General features: G+C 72.1%; 17 protein-coding genes and 1 pseudogene. 9 read left to right on the top strand and 9 right to left on the bottom strand.

What is annotated here, in order from left to right:
• Window positions 1–162: 162 nt before the first annotated feature.
• Window positions 163–618 (top strand): hypothetical protein, encoded by a 456-nt coding sequence (locus tag ACF1AG_RS23825; RefSeq protein ID WP_359601438.1) that lies wholly within the window; start codon window positions 163–165, stop codon window positions 616–618.
• Window positions 619–1,623: 1,005 nt separating this feature from the next.
• Window positions 1,624–2,355, top strand: coding sequence for a nucleotidyltransferase family protein (locus tag ACF1AG_RS23820; protein ID WP_359601439.1), 732 nt, complete (start codon window positions 1,624–1,626; stop codon window positions 2,353–2,355).
• A gap of 77 nt (window positions 2,356–2,432) precedes the next feature.
• On the opposite strand, the gene ACF1AG_RS23815 is transcribed toward ACF1AG_RS23820, so the two are convergent.
• The 6 genes from ACF1AG_RS23815 to ACF1AG_RS23790 all read right to left on the bottom strand — a co-directional run bounded on the left by ACF1AG_RS23815 (window position 2,433) and on the right by ACF1AG_RS23790 (window position 8,977).
• Window positions 2,433–4,091 carry a DoxX family membrane protein gene (locus ACF1AG_RS23815; RefSeq protein WP_387797788.1) on the bottom strand — a complete coding sequence of 553 codons (1,659 nt, stop codon included), beginning with the start codon at window positions 4,089–4,091 and terminating at the stop codon, window positions 2,433–2,435.
• A gap of 118 nt (window positions 4,092–4,209) precedes the next feature.
• Window positions 4,210–5,148 (bottom strand): 23S rRNA (guanosine(2251)-2'-O)-methyltransferase RlmB, encoded by a 939-nt coding sequence (gene rlmB, locus ACF1AG_RS23810; protein ID WP_391810370.1) that lies wholly within the window; start codon window positions 5,146–5,148, stop codon window positions 4,210–4,212.
• Between the two features lie 208 nt (window positions 5,149–5,356).
• Window positions 5,357–6,757 (bottom strand): cysteine--tRNA ligase, encoded by a 1,401-nt coding sequence (gene cysS, locus ACF1AG_RS23805; RefSeq protein ID WP_359606944.1) that lies wholly within the window; start codon window positions 6,755–6,757, stop codon window positions 5,357–5,359.
• A gap of 122 nt (window positions 6,758–6,879) precedes the next feature.
• Window positions 6,880–7,374 (bottom strand): 2-C-methyl-D-erythritol 2,4-cyclodiphosphate synthase, encoded by a 495-nt coding sequence (gene ispF / locus ACF1AG_RS23800; RefSeq protein WP_359606946.1) that lies wholly within the window; start codon window positions 7,372–7,374, stop codon window positions 6,880–6,882.
• Complete coding sequence (gene ispD / locus ACF1AG_RS23795) at window positions 7,364–8,140, bottom strand: 2-C-methyl-D-erythritol 4-phosphate cytidylyltransferase (protein ID WP_359606948.1); 777 nt, start codon at window positions 8,138–8,140, stop codon at window positions 7,364–7,366. Before ispD ends, ispF begins: the two co-directional genes overlap by 11 nt.
• Before the next feature lie 354 nt (window positions 8,141–8,494).
• Window positions 8,495–8,977, bottom strand: a complete 483-nt coding sequence (locus ACF1AG_RS23790) for a CarD family transcriptional regulator (RefSeq protein ID WP_003953493.1) — start codon at window positions 8,975–8,977, stop codon at window positions 8,495–8,497.
• 655 nt (window positions 8,978–9,632) lie between these two features.
• Here ACF1AG_RS23790 and ACF1AG_RS23785 point away from each other — a divergent pair.
• A complete protein-coding gene (locus tag ACF1AG_RS23785) occupies window positions 9,633–10,331 on the top strand; it encodes a DUF461 domain-containing protein (protein ID WP_391810369.1) in 699 nt (232 codons plus the stop codon).
• A gap of 83 nt (window positions 10,332–10,414) precedes the next feature.
• Here ACF1AG_RS23785 and ACF1AG_RS23780 read toward each other — a convergent pair whose 3' ends face one another.
• Both ACF1AG_RS23780 and ACF1AG_RS23775 read right to left on the bottom strand, forming a co-directional pair.
• Window positions 10,415–11,095, bottom strand: a complete 681-nt coding sequence (locus tag ACF1AG_RS23780) for a response regulator transcription factor (RefSeq protein WP_026243695.1) — start codon at window positions 11,093–11,095, stop codon at window positions 10,415–10,417.
• Complete coding sequence (locus ACF1AG_RS23775; RefSeq protein ID WP_359606952.1) at window positions 11,092–12,378, bottom strand: ATP-binding protein; 1,287 nt, start codon at window positions 12,376–12,378, stop codon at window positions 11,092–11,094. The genes ACF1AG_RS23780 and ACF1AG_RS23775 overlap by 4 nt, the downstream gene beginning before the upstream one ends.
• A 217-nt stretch (window positions 12,379–12,595) precedes the next feature.
• Between ACF1AG_RS23775 and phoU the strand changes: the two genes are divergently transcribed.
• Window positions 12,596–13,297 (top strand): phosphate signaling complex protein PhoU, encoded by a 702-nt coding sequence (phoU, locus tag ACF1AG_RS23770; protein ID WP_033276090.1) that lies wholly within the window; start codon window positions 12,596–12,598, stop codon window positions 13,295–13,297.
• A gap of 248 nt (window positions 13,298–13,545) precedes the next feature.
• Complete coding sequence (locus ACF1AG_RS23765) at window positions 13,546–13,701, top strand: hypothetical protein (protein WP_167743488.1); 156 nt, start codon at window positions 13,546–13,548, stop codon at window positions 13,699–13,701.
• Between the two features lie 66 nt (window positions 13,702–13,767).
• Here ACF1AG_RS23765 and ACF1AG_RS23760 read toward each other — a convergent pair whose 3' ends face one another.
• Window positions 13,768–15,105 (bottom strand): MDR family MFS transporter, encoded by a 1,338-nt coding sequence (locus ACF1AG_RS23760; RefSeq protein ID WP_391810368.1) that lies wholly within the window; start codon window positions 15,103–15,105, stop codon window positions 13,768–13,770.
• Between the two features lie 178 nt (window positions 15,106–15,283).
• Between ACF1AG_RS23760 and ACF1AG_RS23755 the strand changes: the two genes are divergently transcribed.
• The 4 genes and pseudogenes from ACF1AG_RS23755 (at window position 15,284) to ACF1AG_RS23740 (ending at window position 17,911) form a co-directional block, all read left to right on the top strand.
• The gene (locus ACF1AG_RS23755; protein WP_114874224.1) at window positions 15,284–16,045 is read left to right on the top strand and encodes a phosphoglyceromutase; all 762 of its coding nucleotides are present in this window, start codon (window positions 15,284–15,286) and stop codon (window positions 16,043–16,045) included.
• A 65-nt stretch (window positions 16,046–16,110) separates the two neighbouring features.
• Window positions 16,111–16,293: pseudogene (locus ACF1AG_RS23750) on the top strand (transposase); the annotation flags it as partial.
• Window positions 16,294–16,393: 100 nt separating this feature from the next.
• Complete coding sequence (locus ACF1AG_RS23745) at window positions 16,394–16,807, top strand: carboxymuconolactone decarboxylase family protein (protein WP_391810367.1); 414 nt, start codon at window positions 16,394–16,396, stop codon at window positions 16,805–16,807.
• Between the two features lie 340 nt (window positions 16,808–17,147).
• Window positions 17,148–17,911, top strand: a protein-coding gene (locus ACF1AG_RS23740; RefSeq protein ID WP_391810403.1) for an IS5 family transposase whose coding sequence is annotated in 2 segments (ribosomal slippage) — window positions 17,148–17,460 and window positions 17,460–17,911 — 765 coding nt in all. Because the reading frame shifts where the segments join, the coding sequence is not laid out codon by codon here.
• Window positions 17,912–18,037 lie beyond the last annotated feature (126 nt).

The following is an 18,037-nucleotide window of genomic DNA, read 5'->3' as shown; positions in this document are numbered from 1 at the left end:
CGCAGCACCGCTGCGGGGCCCCTCGCGTTGTCGACAAATACCCCTGCAATCCGGGCAATTTACCCCAACTCGTCAACACGCGGTGCGAAAGTCGCCGTTCTCTGTCCCCCGTAACGGTGACGGAATGTTTCACCGCGACTACCGGACGCTACCCTCACACGCGTGACGCACTCCATTCACCCTCAGACGCGACGCGGCCGGGGCCCCGCCCGCCGGATCGGCCGCTCCCTCGCCCTCGTCCTGCCCGTCGTCCTGGTGCTCTCCGGGACCCTCGCGGTCGCGTCGGTCAACTGGTCCGGGACACCTCAGAGTCCGGTGCTCACCGCCGCGGACACGTCCGCCGCCGGCGCCTCGTCGCGGTCCGCCGCCCGCGCCCCCCACGACGTCCTCCGGGACAAGCTCCTGATGGAGCTCCAGAAGAAGGACCCGGGCGCGGCCCTGACCCAGCTCCAGCAGGCGGTGAACGACCGCCCGTCCCTCGCCGAGCACTGCGCCTCCATCGCCCGCTCCCTCGGCAAGGCCGCCGTCCGCGTATACGGCCCCACCAAGGCCCAGTCCTACGCCCGCCCGGTCTGCGACACGTCGTTCGCCTCGGGAGTGGTGGCAGCGAACGGCTGACACCCCGACAAGCACGGCCGCGCCCGCGCCACACCCCGGGCCGACAACCCGGTCGCACCCGCGCCCCACTCGGCTCGACAGCCGGACGCATCCGGCCGCGCCGCTCATCCCACCCCCGGGCCGACGCCGGCGCCCTCGGCCCGCGTCCCGCCCGGGGCCGAGGGCCGCGCCCCCGATCCCCGCCCACCGCGCGCCAACCGGCGGCCACCCGGGCCCGGTCGGCCGCGCCCCGACCTGACGCGCGCCCGGGGCACACCCGTTCGCCGCCACCAGGCCCACGACACGTGTCCCGGCATCCCGTCGCTCCCCACCCGGCCCGCTGCGGGCAGCAGCCCTTCGCGGTCCGCGGCGGCAGCCGGAAGGGGTGCCTCATCCGGGCCGCCGACGCGATGCCGCACTGCCGCCCTGGACGGCAGTCGCCCGCACGAGGGCGGGTACCGGAGCATCCGTCGCAGCGTCCGGCGGTGAGTTGAGGTCTCGTCGGCCGAGCGCCGACGCCGCCGCCCCGCACGGCAGTCGCGGCATCCCACCGCCGCATCACGCCGGGGCACCCAGCACGACGCCCCAGCCCAGCCGGCCCCCACGCGGCCGGCCCCAACGCGGCCGGCAGTCGACTGGTCGCTGTCGGCCGAGCACCGCGCCGCCGCCCCACACGGCAGTCGCGGCATCCCACCGCCGCATCACACCGGGGCACCCAGCACGCTGCCCCAGCGCGCTCGGCCGCAGCGCGGCCGGCCCCGGCACGGTCGGCAGTCGACTGGTCGCTGTCTGCCGTACCCCGCCCGCACGGCCACAGGCCGTAACGGCGAAGCAGCAGCCGCCCGCAAGCCGTAGCCGTCCCGCCCGCGCCCACCAGGCGCCCATCAGGCCCCGGGCAGCGGTGCCCAGGCCTGTCGGGACCAGGCGACGTGGCACCCCGCCCCGGGGCTACCGGGGGCCCAGTAACACCGCCCCGCGTCCCGGTCCGCCCATGGTCTGCGGCCCCCGGCCGCGTAAAGTGCGGGCATGACCGATCCGCGTGCCGTGTCCCGCCCCACGCAAGCCGTAGTCCTGGCCGGCGGCCAGGGATCCCGGCTTCGTCCGTACACCGACGACCGGCCCAAGCCGATGGTCGAGATCCCCGGCACGGGCACCCCGATCATCGGCCACCAGCTGACCTGGCTCGCCGAGGAGGGCGTGACCGACGTCGTCGTCTCCTGCGGCCATCTCGCCGAGGTGCTGGAGAAGTGGCTGGAGACCGCCGACCTGCCGGTCTCCGTCACCACCGTCGTCGAGACGGAACCCCTCGGCCGCGGCGGCGGACTGAAGTACGCCGCCGCCCGTCTGCCGCACCCCGACCGGCCCTGGTTCGCCACCAACGGCGACATCTGGACCCGTTTCTCGCTGCGCGACATGGCCGACTTCCACGCCGAGCGGGACGCCGTCGCCACCGTCGCGCTGGCCCGCCCGCGCCTGCCGTGGGGCGCGGTCCGCACCGACGGGTTCGGTCTGATCACCGATTTCATCGAGGCCCCGCCGTCCACGTTCGAGATCAACGCGGGCGTCTACGTCTTCTCCCCCGAGTTCGCCGGCCTGCTCCCGGAGCGCGGTGACCACGAGCGCACCACGTTCCCGCACCTCGCGCGCGAGCGGCGCCTCGCCGGGTTCACGATCCCGCAGGGTTCCTACTGGCGGGCCATCGACACCGCCAAGGACCTCACCGAGGCCGCCAAGGAGCTTGCCTCACAGGGCCGTTGAGGCCACAACGACCGAAAGCAGCGGGGTCCCGTACGCCATCGCGTACGGGACCCCACTGTCGTACCGGCGGGCATCCGCTACCCCAGCAGACCGCCCACCAGGCCGGGCCGGTCGGAGCTGCCGCCGTCGTCGCCGCCGGGCGTCCCGCCCCCGCTGCCGCCGGAGCCTTCGCCGCCACCCGAGGTCGGGCCCGCGGTGGTGCTCGGCGCCTGGCCCTCCGGGGAGGACTGCTGCGGCGGAGCCTGCCCGGTGCTGCCCTGCGTCTGGCTGGGCGCCCCGGTGACGGCGCCCGCGCCCTGGGTGGCGCCGGGGGTGCTGCTCGTCCCGGCGGACGGGCCGGCCGAGCCCGACGTCGCGCCCTGCGTGGGCGAATCGGACGCGGACGGCGTCCCCGTCCCGCCCTTCTCCTTCCGCTCACCGGACTCCTCCGGCAGCGGGGAGCCCGGCAGGTTGTTGCGCGGCGCCTCGCCGGGACCGGGCACGACCACTCGGTCCGCGTCCCGGACCGCCCCGCCGAGCAGCGCGCCCACCAGCATGCTGAACCCGCACACCACGAACGTCACGAGCGCCCCGCGGCGGAGCACGTAGCGCCGCAGGTCCCAGATCTCGGCGCGCGGCCCGAGCCGCCGCCAGGCGCGGCCCGCGAGGCTGCCGTCGACGGAGTAGACGGGCGCGCCCGCGATGATCAGTGGCGACCAGGCGGCGAGGTAGATGATGTCGGGCGTCTCGTAGACGGGGGCGCTCTTCCAGCTCACGCTCACCAGCAGCGCCGCCGACAGCATGGCCCCGATGCCGGCGGCCACCCGCTGCCAGCAGCCGAGGACGGTGAGGACGCCGACGACGACCTGGGCGAAGGCGATGGCGAGTCCCGTGCCGACGGGATGGGCGAGCGCGAACTGCCGCAGCGGCTCGGCGGCCTCCCACGGGTGCAGGCTGTGCAGCCACCTGACCATGGACCCGCGCGGCCCGCCGTCGAAGTGGAGCGGGTCGCACAGCTTGCTCATCCCGGCGTAGACGGAGATCCCGCCGAGGAAGACGCGCAGCGGGAGCAGCACCACGCCCAGGTTCATCCGGCGCCCGGGATAGTACGCGTGGCGCGCCGGGTCGTCGCCGTGCCGCCGGGCGCGCCGGCCGCCCTCGTGCCGCTCCTCGATCTCGTAGGCGGGCTCGTACGTGTCCTCGTCGAGGGACGTGTGGCCGTCCTCGTCGTAGGCGCTGCCGACGGTGCGCATCGGGGGCAGCAGCGGCCCGTCGGAGTGACCGCGCTGGGCGCCGACGAACGGGCTCTCCAGCGGCTGGGTGTCGTCGTCGTACCCGTAGCCGTCACCCTGCTGCGGCAGGACCCGGGTGCTCCCGGAGTCGGTGAGCGGCTCGTCGGCGTGGCGCAGGCCCCCGTGGCGTACGGCCTGGAGGAGACGGTGGGCGCCGGTGTCGTCGGGGGCGGACCTGCCGCTCCACACGACGGGACGGCGGCGCGGGACGGCCGGACCCGCGCCCACGGTGGTGACGACGGGGATCCGCGCGGTGTCCTCGGCGGCGGTCGGATGCCGTGCGATCCGCGGCGACCGGACGCCTCGCGCCGGACCGGCCAGCTGCACGCGGAAGCTGGCGTGGTTCACGATGACCTGCGCCGGATCGCTCGGCACCTTCACCATGCTCAGCGCGGGAGCGTCGTCGAGTCCCGACGAGCGGGCCCCCGTGGGTGTGCGGGGTGGTGTTCTGGTGTCCACACTCATCTAACCGAGTGACAAGGCGTTAGGACACTGCCTTGACCGGCCAGATGTGTCCGGACCGCGTCAAGCCGGTCCGGACCCTCCGGATTCCACCAAGCGGGTGACGAAGTCGCACACCCGTTCAGCTACGGCGGCGCGCCGCCTCGTACAGCACGATGCCCGCCGCCACACCGGCGTTGAGCGACTCCGCGCCGCCCGGCATCGGGATCCGCGCCTGCACGTCGCAGGTCTCGCCGACCAGCCGCGACAGGCCCTTGCCCTCGCTGCCGACGACGATCACGACCGGCCCGTCCAGCGCCTCGACGTCGCCCAGCTCGGCCTCCCCGTCGGCGGCGAGACCGACGACGAGGACACCCGCCTTCTTGTACGCCTCCAGCGCCCGCGTCAGGTTCGTCGCGCGGGCGACGGGCGTCCGCGCGGCGGTGCCCGCGGACGTCTTCCAGGCGCCGGCGGTCATCCCGGCCGCCCGGCGCTCGGGCACGAGCACGCCGTGCCCGCCGAACGCGGAGACGGACCGGACGACCGCGCCGAGGTTGCGCGGGTCGGTGACCCCGTCGAGCGCGACGATCAGCGGGTCCTCGCCCTCGTCGTGCGCGGCGGCGACCAGGTCCTCGGGGTGCGCGTACTCGTACGGCGGGACCTGGAGGACCAGGCCCTGGTGGTTGAGGCCGTTGGTCATGCGGTCCAGCTCGGGGCGGGGCGCCTCCATGAGGTTGATCCCGCCGCGGTCGGCCGCGAGCTGCAGCGCCTCGCGCACCCGCTCGTCGTTGTCGATGAACTGCTGGACGTACAGCGTGGAGGCGGGCACGCCCCCGCGCAGCGCCTCGACGACCGGGTTGCGGCCGACGACCAGCTCGGAGGCGGACCGGCCGCCGCGACGCTGGGTGGTGCGGCCCTGGGCACGCCGGGTCTTCGCCTGGGCGGCACGCTGCTTGGCGTGCCCCTTGCGCATCTCCGCGGGCGGGGTCGGGCCCTTGCCTTCGAGGCCCCGGCGTCGCTGGCCGCCACTGCCGACCTGCGCGCCCTTCTTGCCGGACATGCGGCGGTTGTTCGCGGCCATGAGGTATCCGTCTCCGTGAAGTCGTGGGGGTGCGCCCACGTGGGTGGGCGCTCCCGTGTTCGTGGGTGTGCCTGTGCAGTGTGCCGCCCGGCGGCCCGGACGGCACACTCGATCTTGCGCGCGGCCGGGACCGGGGAGGCCCCGGGCCGGGTCCGCGGCCGGTCCACGGCGGTTCCGCGGCCGACCGCGTCCGTGACGCGGTGGTGCCTCAGCGGGGGCCGAGGCTCCAGCGCGGGCCCTGCGGGCCGTCCTCGATGGCCAGCCCGGACTGGTTGAGCTGATCGCGGATGGCGTCCGCGGTGGGCCAGTCCTTGCGGGCCCGGGCGGCCTCGCGCTGGTCGAGGACCATGCGGACCAGGGTGTCGACGACGCCGTGCAGGTCGTCCCCGCGGCTGCCGTCGCCGGCCCAGTGCGGGTCCAGCGGGTCGAGTCCGAGCACGCCGAGCATGGCGCGGACCTCGGCGAGGCGGGCGACCGCCTCCTCCTTGTCGTCGGCTGCCAGCGCGCTGTTGCCCTGCCGGACCGCGGTGTGCACGACGGCGAGCGCCTGCGGGACGCCCAGGTCGTCGTCCATCGCCTCGGCGAACGCGGGCGGCACGTCGGCGGCGGGCTCGACGACCCCGCCGGCCTTCTCCACCACGCGCTGCACGAAGCCCTCGATCCGCGCGAACGCGGACTCGGCCTCGCGCAGGGCCTCCTCGCTGTACTCGATCATCGACCGGTAGTGCGGGGTGCCCAGGTAGTAGCGGAGCACGATGGGCCGCCAGCGCTTGACCATCTCGCTGACCAGCACCGAGTTGCCGAGCGACTTCGACATCTTCTCGCCGCTCATGGTGACCCAGGCGTTGTGCACCCAGTACCGGGCGAACTCGTCGCCGTAGGCCTTGGCCTGGGCGATCTCGTTCTCGTGGTGCGGGAAGATCAGGTCCAGGCCGCCGCCGTGGATGTCGAAGGCGGTGCCGAGGTACTTGTGCGCCATCGCCGAGCACTCCAGGTGCCAGCCCGGGCGACCGCGTCCCCACGGCGTCTCCCAGCTCGGCTCGCCCGGCTTGGCCGCCTTCCACATCGCGAAGTCGCGCGGGTCCCGCTTGCCGGTCTCGCCGTCGCCGGACGGCTGGAGGAGGTTGTCGAGCTCCTGGTTGGACAGCTCGAGGTAGTCCGGGAACGAGGTCACGGCGAAGTACACGTTGCCGTCGGCCTCGTAGGCGTTCCCGCGCTCGATCAGGCCGCGCATCATCTCGACCATCTCGGTGATGTGGCCGGTGGCGCGCGGCTCGTACGTCGGGGGCAGGCAGCCGAGCGCGCGGTAGCCGTCGTCGAAGGCGCGCTCGTTCTCGTACCCGATGGCCCACCAGGGGCGTTCCTGCTCGGCGGACTTGGCGATGATCTTGTCGTCGATGTCCGTCACGTTGCGGATGAACGTCACGTCCAGGCCGCGGTACTCGAACCAGCGGCGCATGATGTCGAAGTTCAGGCCCGAGCGGATGTGGCCGATGTGGGGCGCCGCCTGCACGGTGGCACCACACAGGTAGATCGAGACGCAGCCCTGCCGGAGCGGGGTGAAGTCACGGATCTGCCGGGCGCTGGTGTCGTACAGGCGAATAGTCACGACACCAGGGTAGTAGGCGCGGGGGTGTGCGGTGTGCCTCCGGCGGTTTCACGGTCACATGTCACTTGTGGGCCCGCCGGGCGCCGATCGCGCGGACCCCCGCGCCCCTCAGGACGGGGCGCTCACCCCTGTTGCACCACCAGCGCTGTCGCCACCGCCATCAGGCCCTCGTTCCTGCCCGGGAAGCCCAGGCCGTCCGTGGTGGCGCCCGAGACCGAGACCGGGGCGCCGGCCGCCTCGGAGAGGATCTTCTGGGCCTCCTCGCGGCGTTTGCCGATCTTCGGGCGGGGGCCGACGACCTGCACGGCGATGTTGCCGATGCGGAAGCCGGCCTCGCGGACGATGCGCGCGGCCTCGGTGAGGAGGGTGACGCCGGAGGCGCCGGACCACTCGGGGCGGCTCGTGCCGAAGTGCCGGCCGAGGTCGCCGAGACCGGCGGCGGAGAACAGGGCGTTGCAGGCGGCGTGCGCGACGACGTCCGCGTCGGAGTGTCCCGCCAGCCCGGGACCCTCGCCCTCCCACTTCAGGCCGGCGCACCACAGCTCGCGGCCGTCCTCGAAGGCGTGGATGTCGGTGCCGATGCCGACCTGCGGCAGGGGGTACGGCTCAGAAGCCATCGTTGAGCCTCCTGCGCGCCAGGACCGCCTCGGCGAGGACCAGGTCGAGGGGGCGGGTGACCTTGAAGGCCTCCTCGTGCCCGGGGACGGCGACGACGGTGAGGCCGAGCTGCTCCACCATGCCGGCGTCGTCGGTGACGTCGTGCTTCACGGTCTCGTGGGCGCGCACCAGGGTGGCCCGGTCGAAGCCCTGCGGGGTCTGCACCGCCCGCAGCAGGGACCGGTCGGGGGTGGCGACCACCGGCTCCGGGTCGCCGGGCGCGGCGGCCGGCTCGACCTGCTTGACGGTGTCGGCGAGCGGCAGCGCGGGGACGACGGCGGGCGCTCCGTCGCGTACGGCCTCGATGACCGCGTCGACGGTGTCCACCGGGACGAGCGGGCGGGCCGCGTCGTGGACCAGGACGATGTCGTAACCCTCGGGCAGCGCGTCCAGGCCCAGCTTGACGGACTCCTGGCGGCTCTCCCCGCCGGGGACGACGAGGACGTCGGTCCTCTCGGGCAGCGCGTGCGCGTCGAGCAGCGACTTGACCTCGCCGGCGCCGCCGGGCGGCGCCACCACGACGACCAGGGAGACGGCCCGGGAGTCGGCCATCGCCCGCACGGCGTGCACGAGCATGGGCGTGCCGCCGAGCGCGCGCAGCGCCTTCGGGGCGCCGGGGCCGAGCCGCACACCCCGGCCGGCGGCCGGGATGACGGCCGCTGTCCGGACCGTCGGACGGCCGGGTGCGGGGGTCGGCGAGGACGGCGGGAGCGGATCGTCAGACATCGGTTCCTGTCAGGTTTGTGGGCTCGGCCTACGTGGGTATGGCCAGGGCGTGCCCCGCTCCCGTGAGCGGGGGAAGTGCCGGGCGTTCCGCCTTGACCAGCCCCTTCCGTGACTCTGGTCGAGCCGACCGCCCGGGCCCGGCACGCCAGGGGTGGGGACGTGAGTGATGACACATTCCCAGCTCCGGCGCAAGTGCAGCCTACGGAGGGTGTCCGGGTACAAACATGCCGCAGCGCCCGGCGACGTCCTGGACGTCATCGGGCACCGCGGCATTTCGATGCGCTGAGTGCTCTGAGTGCTGCTCCGACGGCCGGCGTGACGACACGCGACGGGCGGAGCCACGACTCGGAGAACTCAGGAGGCGAGAACCTCGTCGAGCAGGGCCTCGGCCTTGTCCTCGTTGGTGTTCTCGGCGAGGGCCAGCTCGCTGACGAGAATCTGACGCGCCTTCGCGAGCATGCGCTTCTCACCGGCGGAGAGACCGCGCTCCCGCTCCCGGCGCCACAGGTCACGCACGACTTCCGCGACCTTGATGACATCGCCCGAGGCGAGCTTCTCGAGATTTGCCTTGTACCGACGGGACCAGTTCGTGGGCTCCTCGGCGTACGGCGCGCGCAGCACCTCGAAGACCCGGTCCAGCCCGTCCTGACCGACCACATCACGCACGCCGACGAACTCCGCATTGTCCGCTGGCACACGTACCGTCAGGTCACCCTGGGCGACCTTCAGCACCAAGTAGGTCTTGTCCACGCCTTTGATCTGGCGAGTTTCGATTGCCTCGATCAGCGCGGCCCCATGATGGGGATAGACCACGGTGTCGCCAACCTTGAACGTCATGTGACAGGTACCCCTTCCGTGGCTATCCAGGGTAACACGGATACGGCGTCTTCTGAATGGCGTTTTCGCAGGTCAGGGCCATTCTCGGGGCTTGACAAGCGCAACAGGAACGTGCTTCGGACGCCTAGCGGAAGCAGGTATTCGCAGGTCGGAGCGGCTCTCCGAGGCAAGTGAAACGCGCACGTTACACCCTCCCGGAGGCCTCCACGAGCGGTCGAACCTCCCCAAATGTCCGGTTCCAGAAGTGCGACTTCCGCTACTCCGTTCGGTGAGCCGAGCCGGTTCCGGCCGAATCCGGAATTGATCACACGGTGTGAGGATCGACGGCCGGTGATCAATTACCGGGATCCCCCTCATTCCTTCACCGAAATGCGCGCCCGCGTGAATGAAGGGACGCCGCGGACGGAAGTGGCGGATGTTTACCGGCAGGTCACTTGCGGCTCGTCCGGCCGATGTGGCGCGGGACGCGGGAGTCGGGTGGTGATCGGGTGACATCCCCGGCGCGGGCACGCCTCAAGGGCACGACCTGGGTAGGCGTGGGGAGGGTCGGGTGCAGCGGCCTGCGGGAGGCTCGGTAATCTGAGGCCGCTGACAGACACTTAGGGCGGCTTTACCCGGTCGCCACACACGCTCGAGTCAAGGAGTTGCCGCCGCCGTGAGCAGCAGCCTTCGACGCGGCGCCCTCGCCGCCGCCGCCATTGCAATCTCCCTCGCCTCGCTCTCCGCGTGCGCGGCCGGCAACAACGCCCAGACGCTGCAGATCAAGCCGGACAACGCGGCGACGACGGTCGGCGACATCCAGGTGCAGAACGCCACCGTCATCACCCAGCCCGACCTGGAGTCGACCGGCCCCGCCGTCGTCTCCGCCACGCTCTTCAACTCGGGCGAAAAGGACCAGACCCTCGAGTCGGTCACGCTCCCCGGCACCGGCAAGACCGCCGAGCTGACCCCCGCCGAGGGCGGCGACCTGGTCGTCCCGGCCGGCGGCCGTCTGATCCTCGGCGGCGAGGGCAACGCCTCCGCCGTCCTGCCCAGCAGCCGCGAGGCCGTCCAGGACGGCAACGCCCAGGAGATCACCTTCACCTTCAGCGAGACCGGTGAGGTGACCCTGCGCGCGATCGTCTTCCCGGCCGAGAGCTTCTTCAAGAGCTGGGGCCCGAGCGAGGCTCCCGCCGCGGGCGCCTCCTCGTCGCCGTCGGCGGACGCTTCCGGCGAGCCGGGCGAGGAGGCCACGGGCGAGGGCGATAACGCCTCGGACGAGGAGACCTCCGGCGACGAGTCCACCAGCACGGGCGCCCCGTCGGGCACCCCCTCGGACGCCGCCTCCGCGAGCCAGGAGACGTCCGGCAACTGACCGGACCCACCGCACCGCACGCCGAAGGGCGGGACCCCAGCGGGGGTCCCGCCCTTCGTGTCGCTGGAACGACGCCCCGCGGTCTACGGCTCGAACTTGTAGCCCAGGCCGCGCACAGTCACCAGATAGCGGGGCGCGCCGGGGTCCGGCTCGATCTTGGCGCGCAGACGCTTCACGTGGACGTCGAGGGTCTTGGTGTCACCCACGTAGTCAGCGCCCCACACCCGGTCGATGAGCTGCATCCGGGTCAGCACGCGGCCCGCGTTGCGCAGCAGCATCTCCAGCAGGTCGAACTCCTTCAGCGGCAGGTCGATCTTGGTGCCGCCGACGGTCACCACGTGCCGGTCGACGTCCATACGCACCGGGCCCGCCTCCAGGGCCGCCGGGGCGGTCTCCTCGGGCTCGCCGCGCCGGCGCAGCACCGCGCGGATCCGCGCGACCAGCTCGCGCGAGGAGAACGGCTTGGTGACGTAGTCGTCGGCGCCTATCTCCAGGCCGACCACCTTGTCGATCTCGCTGTCCTTGGCGGTCACCATGATCACGGGAACGTTGGAGCGGCCGCGCAGCTGGCGGCACACCTCGGTGCCCGGCAGCCCGGGCAGCATCAGGTCGAGGAGGACGAGGTCGGCTCCGTTGCGGTCGAACTCGTCGAGTCCGTCGGGCCCGGTGGTCGCCACGGCGACCTCGAAGCCCTCCTTGCGGAGCATGTACGACAGGGCGTCGGAGAAGGACTCCTCGTCCTCGACGACGAGCACTCGGGTCACGGAAGGACCTCCGGGGAGGGAAGCGTTGCGTACGCGGATGGATCGGACGAGTGGGGGGAGGGGTGGGACGTCCCGGCTGCCTCGCCGTCGAGGCCCTCGGTGTCGTCCCTCTCGGACGGCCGCCGGCCGCGGGGCGCACGCGCCTCGGGCAGCCGCAGGGTGAAGGTGGAGCCCTGGCCCTCGGCGCTCCACACCGTGACTTCCCCGCCGTGCGAGGCGGCCACGTGTTTCACGATCGCGAGGCCCAGCCCCGTGCCGCCGGTGGCACGGGAGCGGGCGGGGTCGACGCGGTAGAAGCGCTCGAAGACGCGCTCCTTGTCCTTGTCGGAGATGCCGATGCCCTGGTCGGTCACGGCGATCTCGATCAGGTCCCCGCCGGGCTGCGCGACCGAACGGACCGCGATGCCCACGCGGGTGCGGGCGGGCGAGTAGTTGACCGCATTCTCGACGAGGTTGCCGAGCGCGGCGGCGAGCTGGCCGCGGTTGCCCCAGACCCGCAGGTCGGCGGCGCCCGCGGCGGCCATGGTGATCTCCTTGGTGCCTGCCTGGTGCCGGCAGCGGTCGATGGCCTCGGCGACCAGTTCGTCGACCCGGACCGGCTCGGCGTCCTCCAACGGGTCGTCGTTCTGCACCCGGGAGAGGTCGATCAGCTCCTGCACCAGGTTGGTCAGCCGGGTCGCCTCGATCTGCATGCGCCCCGCGAACCGCTCCACGGCCTCGGGGTCGTCGGAGGCGTCCATCACCGCCTCGGACAGCAGGGACAGCGCCCCGACGGGGGTCTTGAGCTCATGGCTGACGTTGGCGACGAAGTCGCGCCGTACGGCCTCGATGCGGCGGGCCTCGGTGAGGTCCTCCACCAGCAGCAGCACCAGCCGGGAGCCGAGCGGCGCCACCCGCGCGGACACCGCGAGGGCCTCGCCGCGCCCGGTCCCCCGGCGGGGCAGGTCCAGCTCGACCTGCCGTATCTCGCCGTCCCGCCGGGTGTCGCGGGCCATCTTGAGCATCGGCTCCACGGCGAGCTTGCCGCCCCGGACCAGTCCGAGGGCGTACGCGGCCGAGCTGGCCTTCACCACGCCGTCGTTCTCGTCGAGGACCACGGCGGACGAGCGCAGCACGGAGAGCACGGTGTCGACGCCGGGCGGGAGCACGGCGTCGGTGTGCAGCGAGGTGCGGGTGGGGCGCCGCTGTTCGCGTTCACTGACGCGGAACGCCAGCATGGCGATGACGCCGGTGAGCAGTCCGGCGATCGCAGCCGCTGCGGCGACCGCCGCGTTCACGTCCATGCGTCCAGGTTAGGCATGGCGCGAGCGCAGCCCACAGCGCTCGAAGGGCGACCTCGGACACTCGTCGCCCAGAGTTCACCTAGAGGCCAGTACCGGTTCACGCGAGGTGACGGAACCGGACGCGTGGCGGACGGAACGTGGGAGCGTGGGTGGGACCCAAGGCCCCTCAGAGCCCGGACCCGGACAGCCCGGACAGAGACGCACGAGAGGAATTCCGATGCGGGACGCGTACCACGAGGAACTGGATTCGATCGGCGACGGTCTGGTGGAGATGGCCCGGCTGGTCGGATCGGCGATCGGGCGCGCCACGACCGCCATCCTCGACGCCGATCTGAAGCTCGCGGAGAGCGTGATCGAGGCCGACCAGAAGGTCGACGAACTGCAGCACGACCTGGAGGCGCGGGCGATCGCCCTGCTGGCCCGGCAGCAGCCGGTGGCGACCGACCTGCGGATCGTCGTCACCTCGCTGCGGATGTCCGCGGACCTGGAGCGCTCCGGCGACCTCGCCCAGCACGTGGCGAAGCTGGCGCGGCTGCGCTACCCCGAGCGCGGGGTGCCGCGGGACCTGCACGCCACGATCCTGGAGATGGGCCAGCTCGCCCAGCGCCTGATGGCGAAGGCGGCCGAGGTGATCATCACCAAGGACGTCGACCTCGCGCTCCAGCTGGAGCAGGACGACGACGCGATGGATCTGCTGCACCGCACGCTCTTCCAGCACCTGATGGACGACCGTTGGAAGCACGGCATCGAGACGGCGGTGGACGTCACGCTGCTGGGCCGCTACTACGAGCGGTTCGCGGACCACGCGGTGTCGGTGGCCAAGCGGGTGGTGTACCTGGTCACGGGCGAGCACGCGGACGAGATCCAGGCGGATCTGCAGCCGGAGATCGCGCCGGTGCAGGGGGTGGAGGGCGGCTGAGCGCTTCCCGTACGGCGTAGCGGGTCCGCACGGCGTGCCGGGTCCGCACGGCGTGCGGGATCCGACGGCGTAGCGGTTCCGCACGGCTACCGGGTCCGCATTGGCGTACCGGGTCCGCACGGCGTGCGGGTGCCGGTCGGGGGCGCGGGTGAGCTTCCGCCGCCCCCGATGCGCCGTTGATGCGCCCGGCCCGGCGGGCGTGCAATGGGGAGCAGGTGTGCGCAGGCCCCAGCCCCGAGGAGGGACCCATGGCCGAATCCCCCGGCACGACGCCCGACCCCACGCAGGAGCGCGAGACCGAGCAACCCGCCGAGGTCAGGAGCCTCACCCTGATCGCCGCCTGCGGCTGCGGTTCGGGGTGCGGCTGCGGGTGCCAGTCGGGCAGCCCGTGCCAGTGCGGGTGAGATGACGAACGTACGCAGGCCCCGCCCGCCGGTGACGGCGGGCGGGGCCTGCGGCGTGCGGGCGTCCTAGACGGTCTGCTCGGCGGGCTGGGCAGTCCGCTCGGCGAGCTGTTCGGACTGGGAGGACTGGGGGGACGGCTTCACGGGCTCGGCTCCGGTACCGGTACCGGTACCGGTACCTCTGCCGGTGTCCGCGTCCGCCGGCAGCCGCCGCATGAGCAGCCCGTACCCGAGGGCGGCGACCGTGCCGACGGCGGCGCAGGTCCCCCACAGCCAGGCGGCGCCCCAGCGGTCGATGACGAAGCCGGACAGCAGCGGGGCGACGAGGGCGGCGACCGCCCAGGAAGAGGTGTACACGCCCTGGTAGCGCCCGCGTCCGTGCACCGGGGAGAGCCGTACGACCAGGCCGGTCTGGACGGGCGCGTTGACGATCTCGGCGAGGGTCCACACGCACACGGTGAGGGCGAAGACGCCGACGGACCCGGCGAAGGCGGTGAGCCCGAAACCGTATCCGGCGAGCAGCGAGGAGACGACGAGCATCCGGCGCGGGTCGCGGTGTTCGATCAGGCGGGTCACGGGCAGCTGGAGGACGACGATCAGGACGCCGTTGACGGCGATGGCCATGCCGAAGTCGGCGGGCGTGAAGCCTGCCTCGCCCATGGCGACCGGGAGTCCCAGGTAGCCCTGCTGGAAGACGACGGCGACGAGGAAGGACAGCCCTACGACGCCCATGAACCGGCCGTCGCGCAGCACGGTCCCGAGGGAGACGGAGTCCTCCTCCGTCGCGCCCGGCTCGGCGGTCCGCCGCTCGGGGCGGGACTCGGGCAGCTTCACGAAGACGAGCACGGCACAGACGAGCGTCATCCCGGCCTCGATGAGGAAGCCGGCGAGGTAGCTGACCTCGGCGATGAAGCCGGCGCCCACGGAGGAGATCGCGAAACCGAGGTTGATCGCCCAGTAGTTGAGGGAGAAGGCCCGGATACGGTCCTCCGGCCGCACGATGTCCGCCATCATCGCCTGCACGGCGGGCCGGGAGGCGTTGGACGCCATGCCGACGAGGAAGGAGACGGCCGCGATGGCGACGGGGTCGTGGACGAAGCCGAGCAGGGCGACGGACAGGGCGGTCGCGGTCTGGGCGACGAGCAGGGTGGGCCGCCGTCCGAGCCGGTCGGTCATGACGCCTGCGCCGAGGGAGGAGATCACCCCGCCGAGCCCGTGGAGGGCGACGACGAGACCGGCGTAGGAGGCGGAGTAGCCGCGGTCGAGGGTGAGGTAGAGCGCCATGAAGGTGGCGACGAAGGCGCCGAGCCGGTTCACCAGGGTGCTGGCCCACAACCACCAGAAGGCGCGGGGAAGCCCCGAGACGGACTCGCTCAGGGCACGTCTGACTCCGGTGACTGACATGGGTGGCCCCCCTGGCGCCCGGGCACGGCCCGGGAAACGATGTGTAAGTGGCTGAAGCAGCCAGCACAACTTACGAAACCGGGCCGGCCGACGGCCACCCGATTAACAGAAACCGTCAACCGTCCGTAAGGCGGGCAGGGCGCGCGGGCCGTGCGGGGCGTCGATTACGCTCGGGCCCATGGCCGACGCACCGTACAAGCTGATCCTCCTCCGCCACGGCGAGAGCGAGTGGAACGAGAAGAACCTGTTCACCGGCTGGGTGGACGTCAACCTCACCGCGAAGGGCGAGAAGGAGGCGACGCGCGGCGGCGAGCTGCTCAAGGAAGCCGGCCTGCTGCCCGACGTGCTCCACACCTCGCTCCAGAAGCGCGCGATCCGCACGGCCCAGCTCGCGCTGGAGGCCGCGGACCGCCTGTGGATCCCGGTCAGCCGCAGCTGGCGCCTGAACGAGCGTCACTACGGCGCCCTCCAGGGCAAGGACAAGGCGCAGACGCTCGCGGAGTTCGGCGAGGAGCAGTTCATGCTGTGGCGCCGCTCCTACGACACCCCGCCGCCGGCGCTCGACCGCGACGCCGAGTACTCCCAGTTCTCCGACCCGCGCTACGCGACCCTCCCGCCGGAGCTGCGTCCGCAGACGGAGTGCCTCAAGGACGTCGTCGTCCGCATGCTGCCGTACTGGTTCGACTCGGTCGTCCCGGACCTCCTGTCCGGCCGCACGGTCCTGATCGCCGCCCACGGCAACAGCCTCCGCGCGCTGGTCAAGCACCTGGACGGCGTCTCGGACGCCGACATCGCGGGCCTCAACATCCCGACGGGCATCCCCCTGTACTACGAACTCGACGCCGACTTCAAGCCGGTCACCCCGGGCGGCAAGTACCTCGACCCGGAGGCCGCGGCGGCGGCGATCGAGGCTGTGAAGAACCAGGGCAAGAAGAAGTAAGCGCCCACGAGTAAGCCCTCTTCCTTTATGGGAGGGGGCTTACTCATTGCGCGCGCACTGCAAGGATCACGTCCTTCTCGCGCGATTCGCAGTCGACGAGGACGGCCTCTTACTGGCACTGGCAAAAGCTGATCGAGCTGCTGCCGCCCAAGCCGCCGCCGAAGCAGGTGGAGGGAAGACCTCGGGTGCCCGACCGGCAGGCCCTGCGCGGGATCCTGTTCGTCCTGCACACCGGCATCCAGTGGGAGTACCGAGCTGCGGGACATGTCGATTCGTCCGCAGCGGGAGGGCGACGCTCCGCAGTTCGTGATGCGCCGTCATCCCGCCGGCTTGATGCACAATCGCGGCATGTCCGAACATACTGCCCGATACGCCCAAGCCTTGGAGAACGCCGAGCGGGTCCTCGGCTTCAGCCTGGCGCCGTTCGTCGAACCCGGGCCGTCCGAGCCTGCCAACGCCTACGACTTCACCCGGATCGCGACCGAACACGCTTTCAACGACGCCTGGCCCCGTACCGATCATCTCGACCTACGCACCCGTGCGCTGATCTCCGTCACCATCACGGCGAGCCTGGGCGTCCTGGAGCCGCTCCGCGGCCAGCTGCGAATCGCCCTGCACAACGGCGTGGCAAAGGAGGAGATCGTCGAAGCCTTCGTCCAGATGGCCGTCTACGCAGGTGTCGCCCGTGCGTTCGACAGCTACACCGTGGCGCGTGAGGTCTTCGCCGAGTACGACGCCGCACAACCCACCGCCCGCGACTGAAGCGTGTCTCTCCGGTGTGTCGGAGAGTACTGGTCAATTGACGGCGCCGGTCAACGGACAGCTCCACGGCCGAGCCGGTTTCCGCCTCCTCCCTCCGGAAGATGATCCCGCTGCAGCGGCACCTCGCCGTGACTACTCGGGGTGCGACCGCCGATGCCTCTCCTCGGACTGCTCCTCTTGGTGAGGGCGAGCAGCCACGTCCGGCTGGCGACGTGCAGGACAGGGCGAGGCGGCAGCGACGTCATGCTTTGGCGCCGGGCATGCCGCTGGTGACGACGATCGCCGCCACGTCGCCGGTCTTCGTGCGGCCCAACCAGACGACGCCGCCCGACTCGGCCCCCTGTTTCGGCGGGTGGTCCCGCCGACGGAGGTCATACGCCCGCAGGGCGGCGGCAAACGGAGGGCCGGTGACCGTGAATGCCTGGCGGCGATCATCTTCGTGGCCACCTCAGGCTGCACCTGGCGGCAGTTGCCGCCGGTGTTCGGGCCCGCCTGGCCCACCGTCTACCGGCGCTTCGCCCAATGGAGTCGGGACCGGGTGTGGGCCAGGCTGCACCGGGTCGTCCTCGACGAACTCGGCGCTCGGGGTGAGCTGGACTGGTCGCGATGCGCCATCGACTCCGTCAGCGTCCGGGCGGCAAAAGGGGGCCACTGACCGGACCGAATCCGACCGACCGCGGCAAGCCGGGATCGAAAATCCACCTCATCACCGACCGAAACGGCGTGCCGCTGTCGCTGGGCATCTCCGGCGCCAACACGCACGACAGCCTCGGCCTCAAGCCGCTCGTGCGCGGGATCCCGCCCATCCGCTCCCGCCGCGGCCCGCGCCGCCGGCGCCCGGCCAAGCTCCACGCCGACAAGGGATACGACTACGACCACCTGCGGAAATGGCTTCGCGAGCGTCGCATCCGCCACCGCATCGCCCGCAAGGGCATCGAGTCGTCGACGCGGCTCGGCCGACACCGCTGGGTCGTCGAGAGAACGGTCTCCTGGCTGGCCGGATGCCGCAGGCTGCACCGCCGTCACGAGCGCAAGGCCGAGCACTTCCTGGCCTTCGTCGGCATCGCCGCAACCCTCATCAGCTACCGCCGACTCACCAAGTGAAACGATGTCTTAGACCGTGTCCTACGTGGTGAGGCGTCGTTGACCTCGACATGGGGCGGGGTACATGGAGTTGGATTGTTCCGGACGGGCTGTGGGAAATCGCGAAGCCGCTGATCCCGCCGTCGA

Source organism: Streptomyces sp. NPDC014764, assembly GCF_043082785.1.
Taxonomy (GTDB): Bacteria; Actinomycetota; Actinomycetes; order Streptomycetales; family Streptomycetaceae; genus Streptomyces; species Streptomyces althioticus.
The sequence above is the reverse complement of the archived record's forward strand: the minus strand, read 5'-3'. Positions and strand labels throughout refer to the sequence as shown.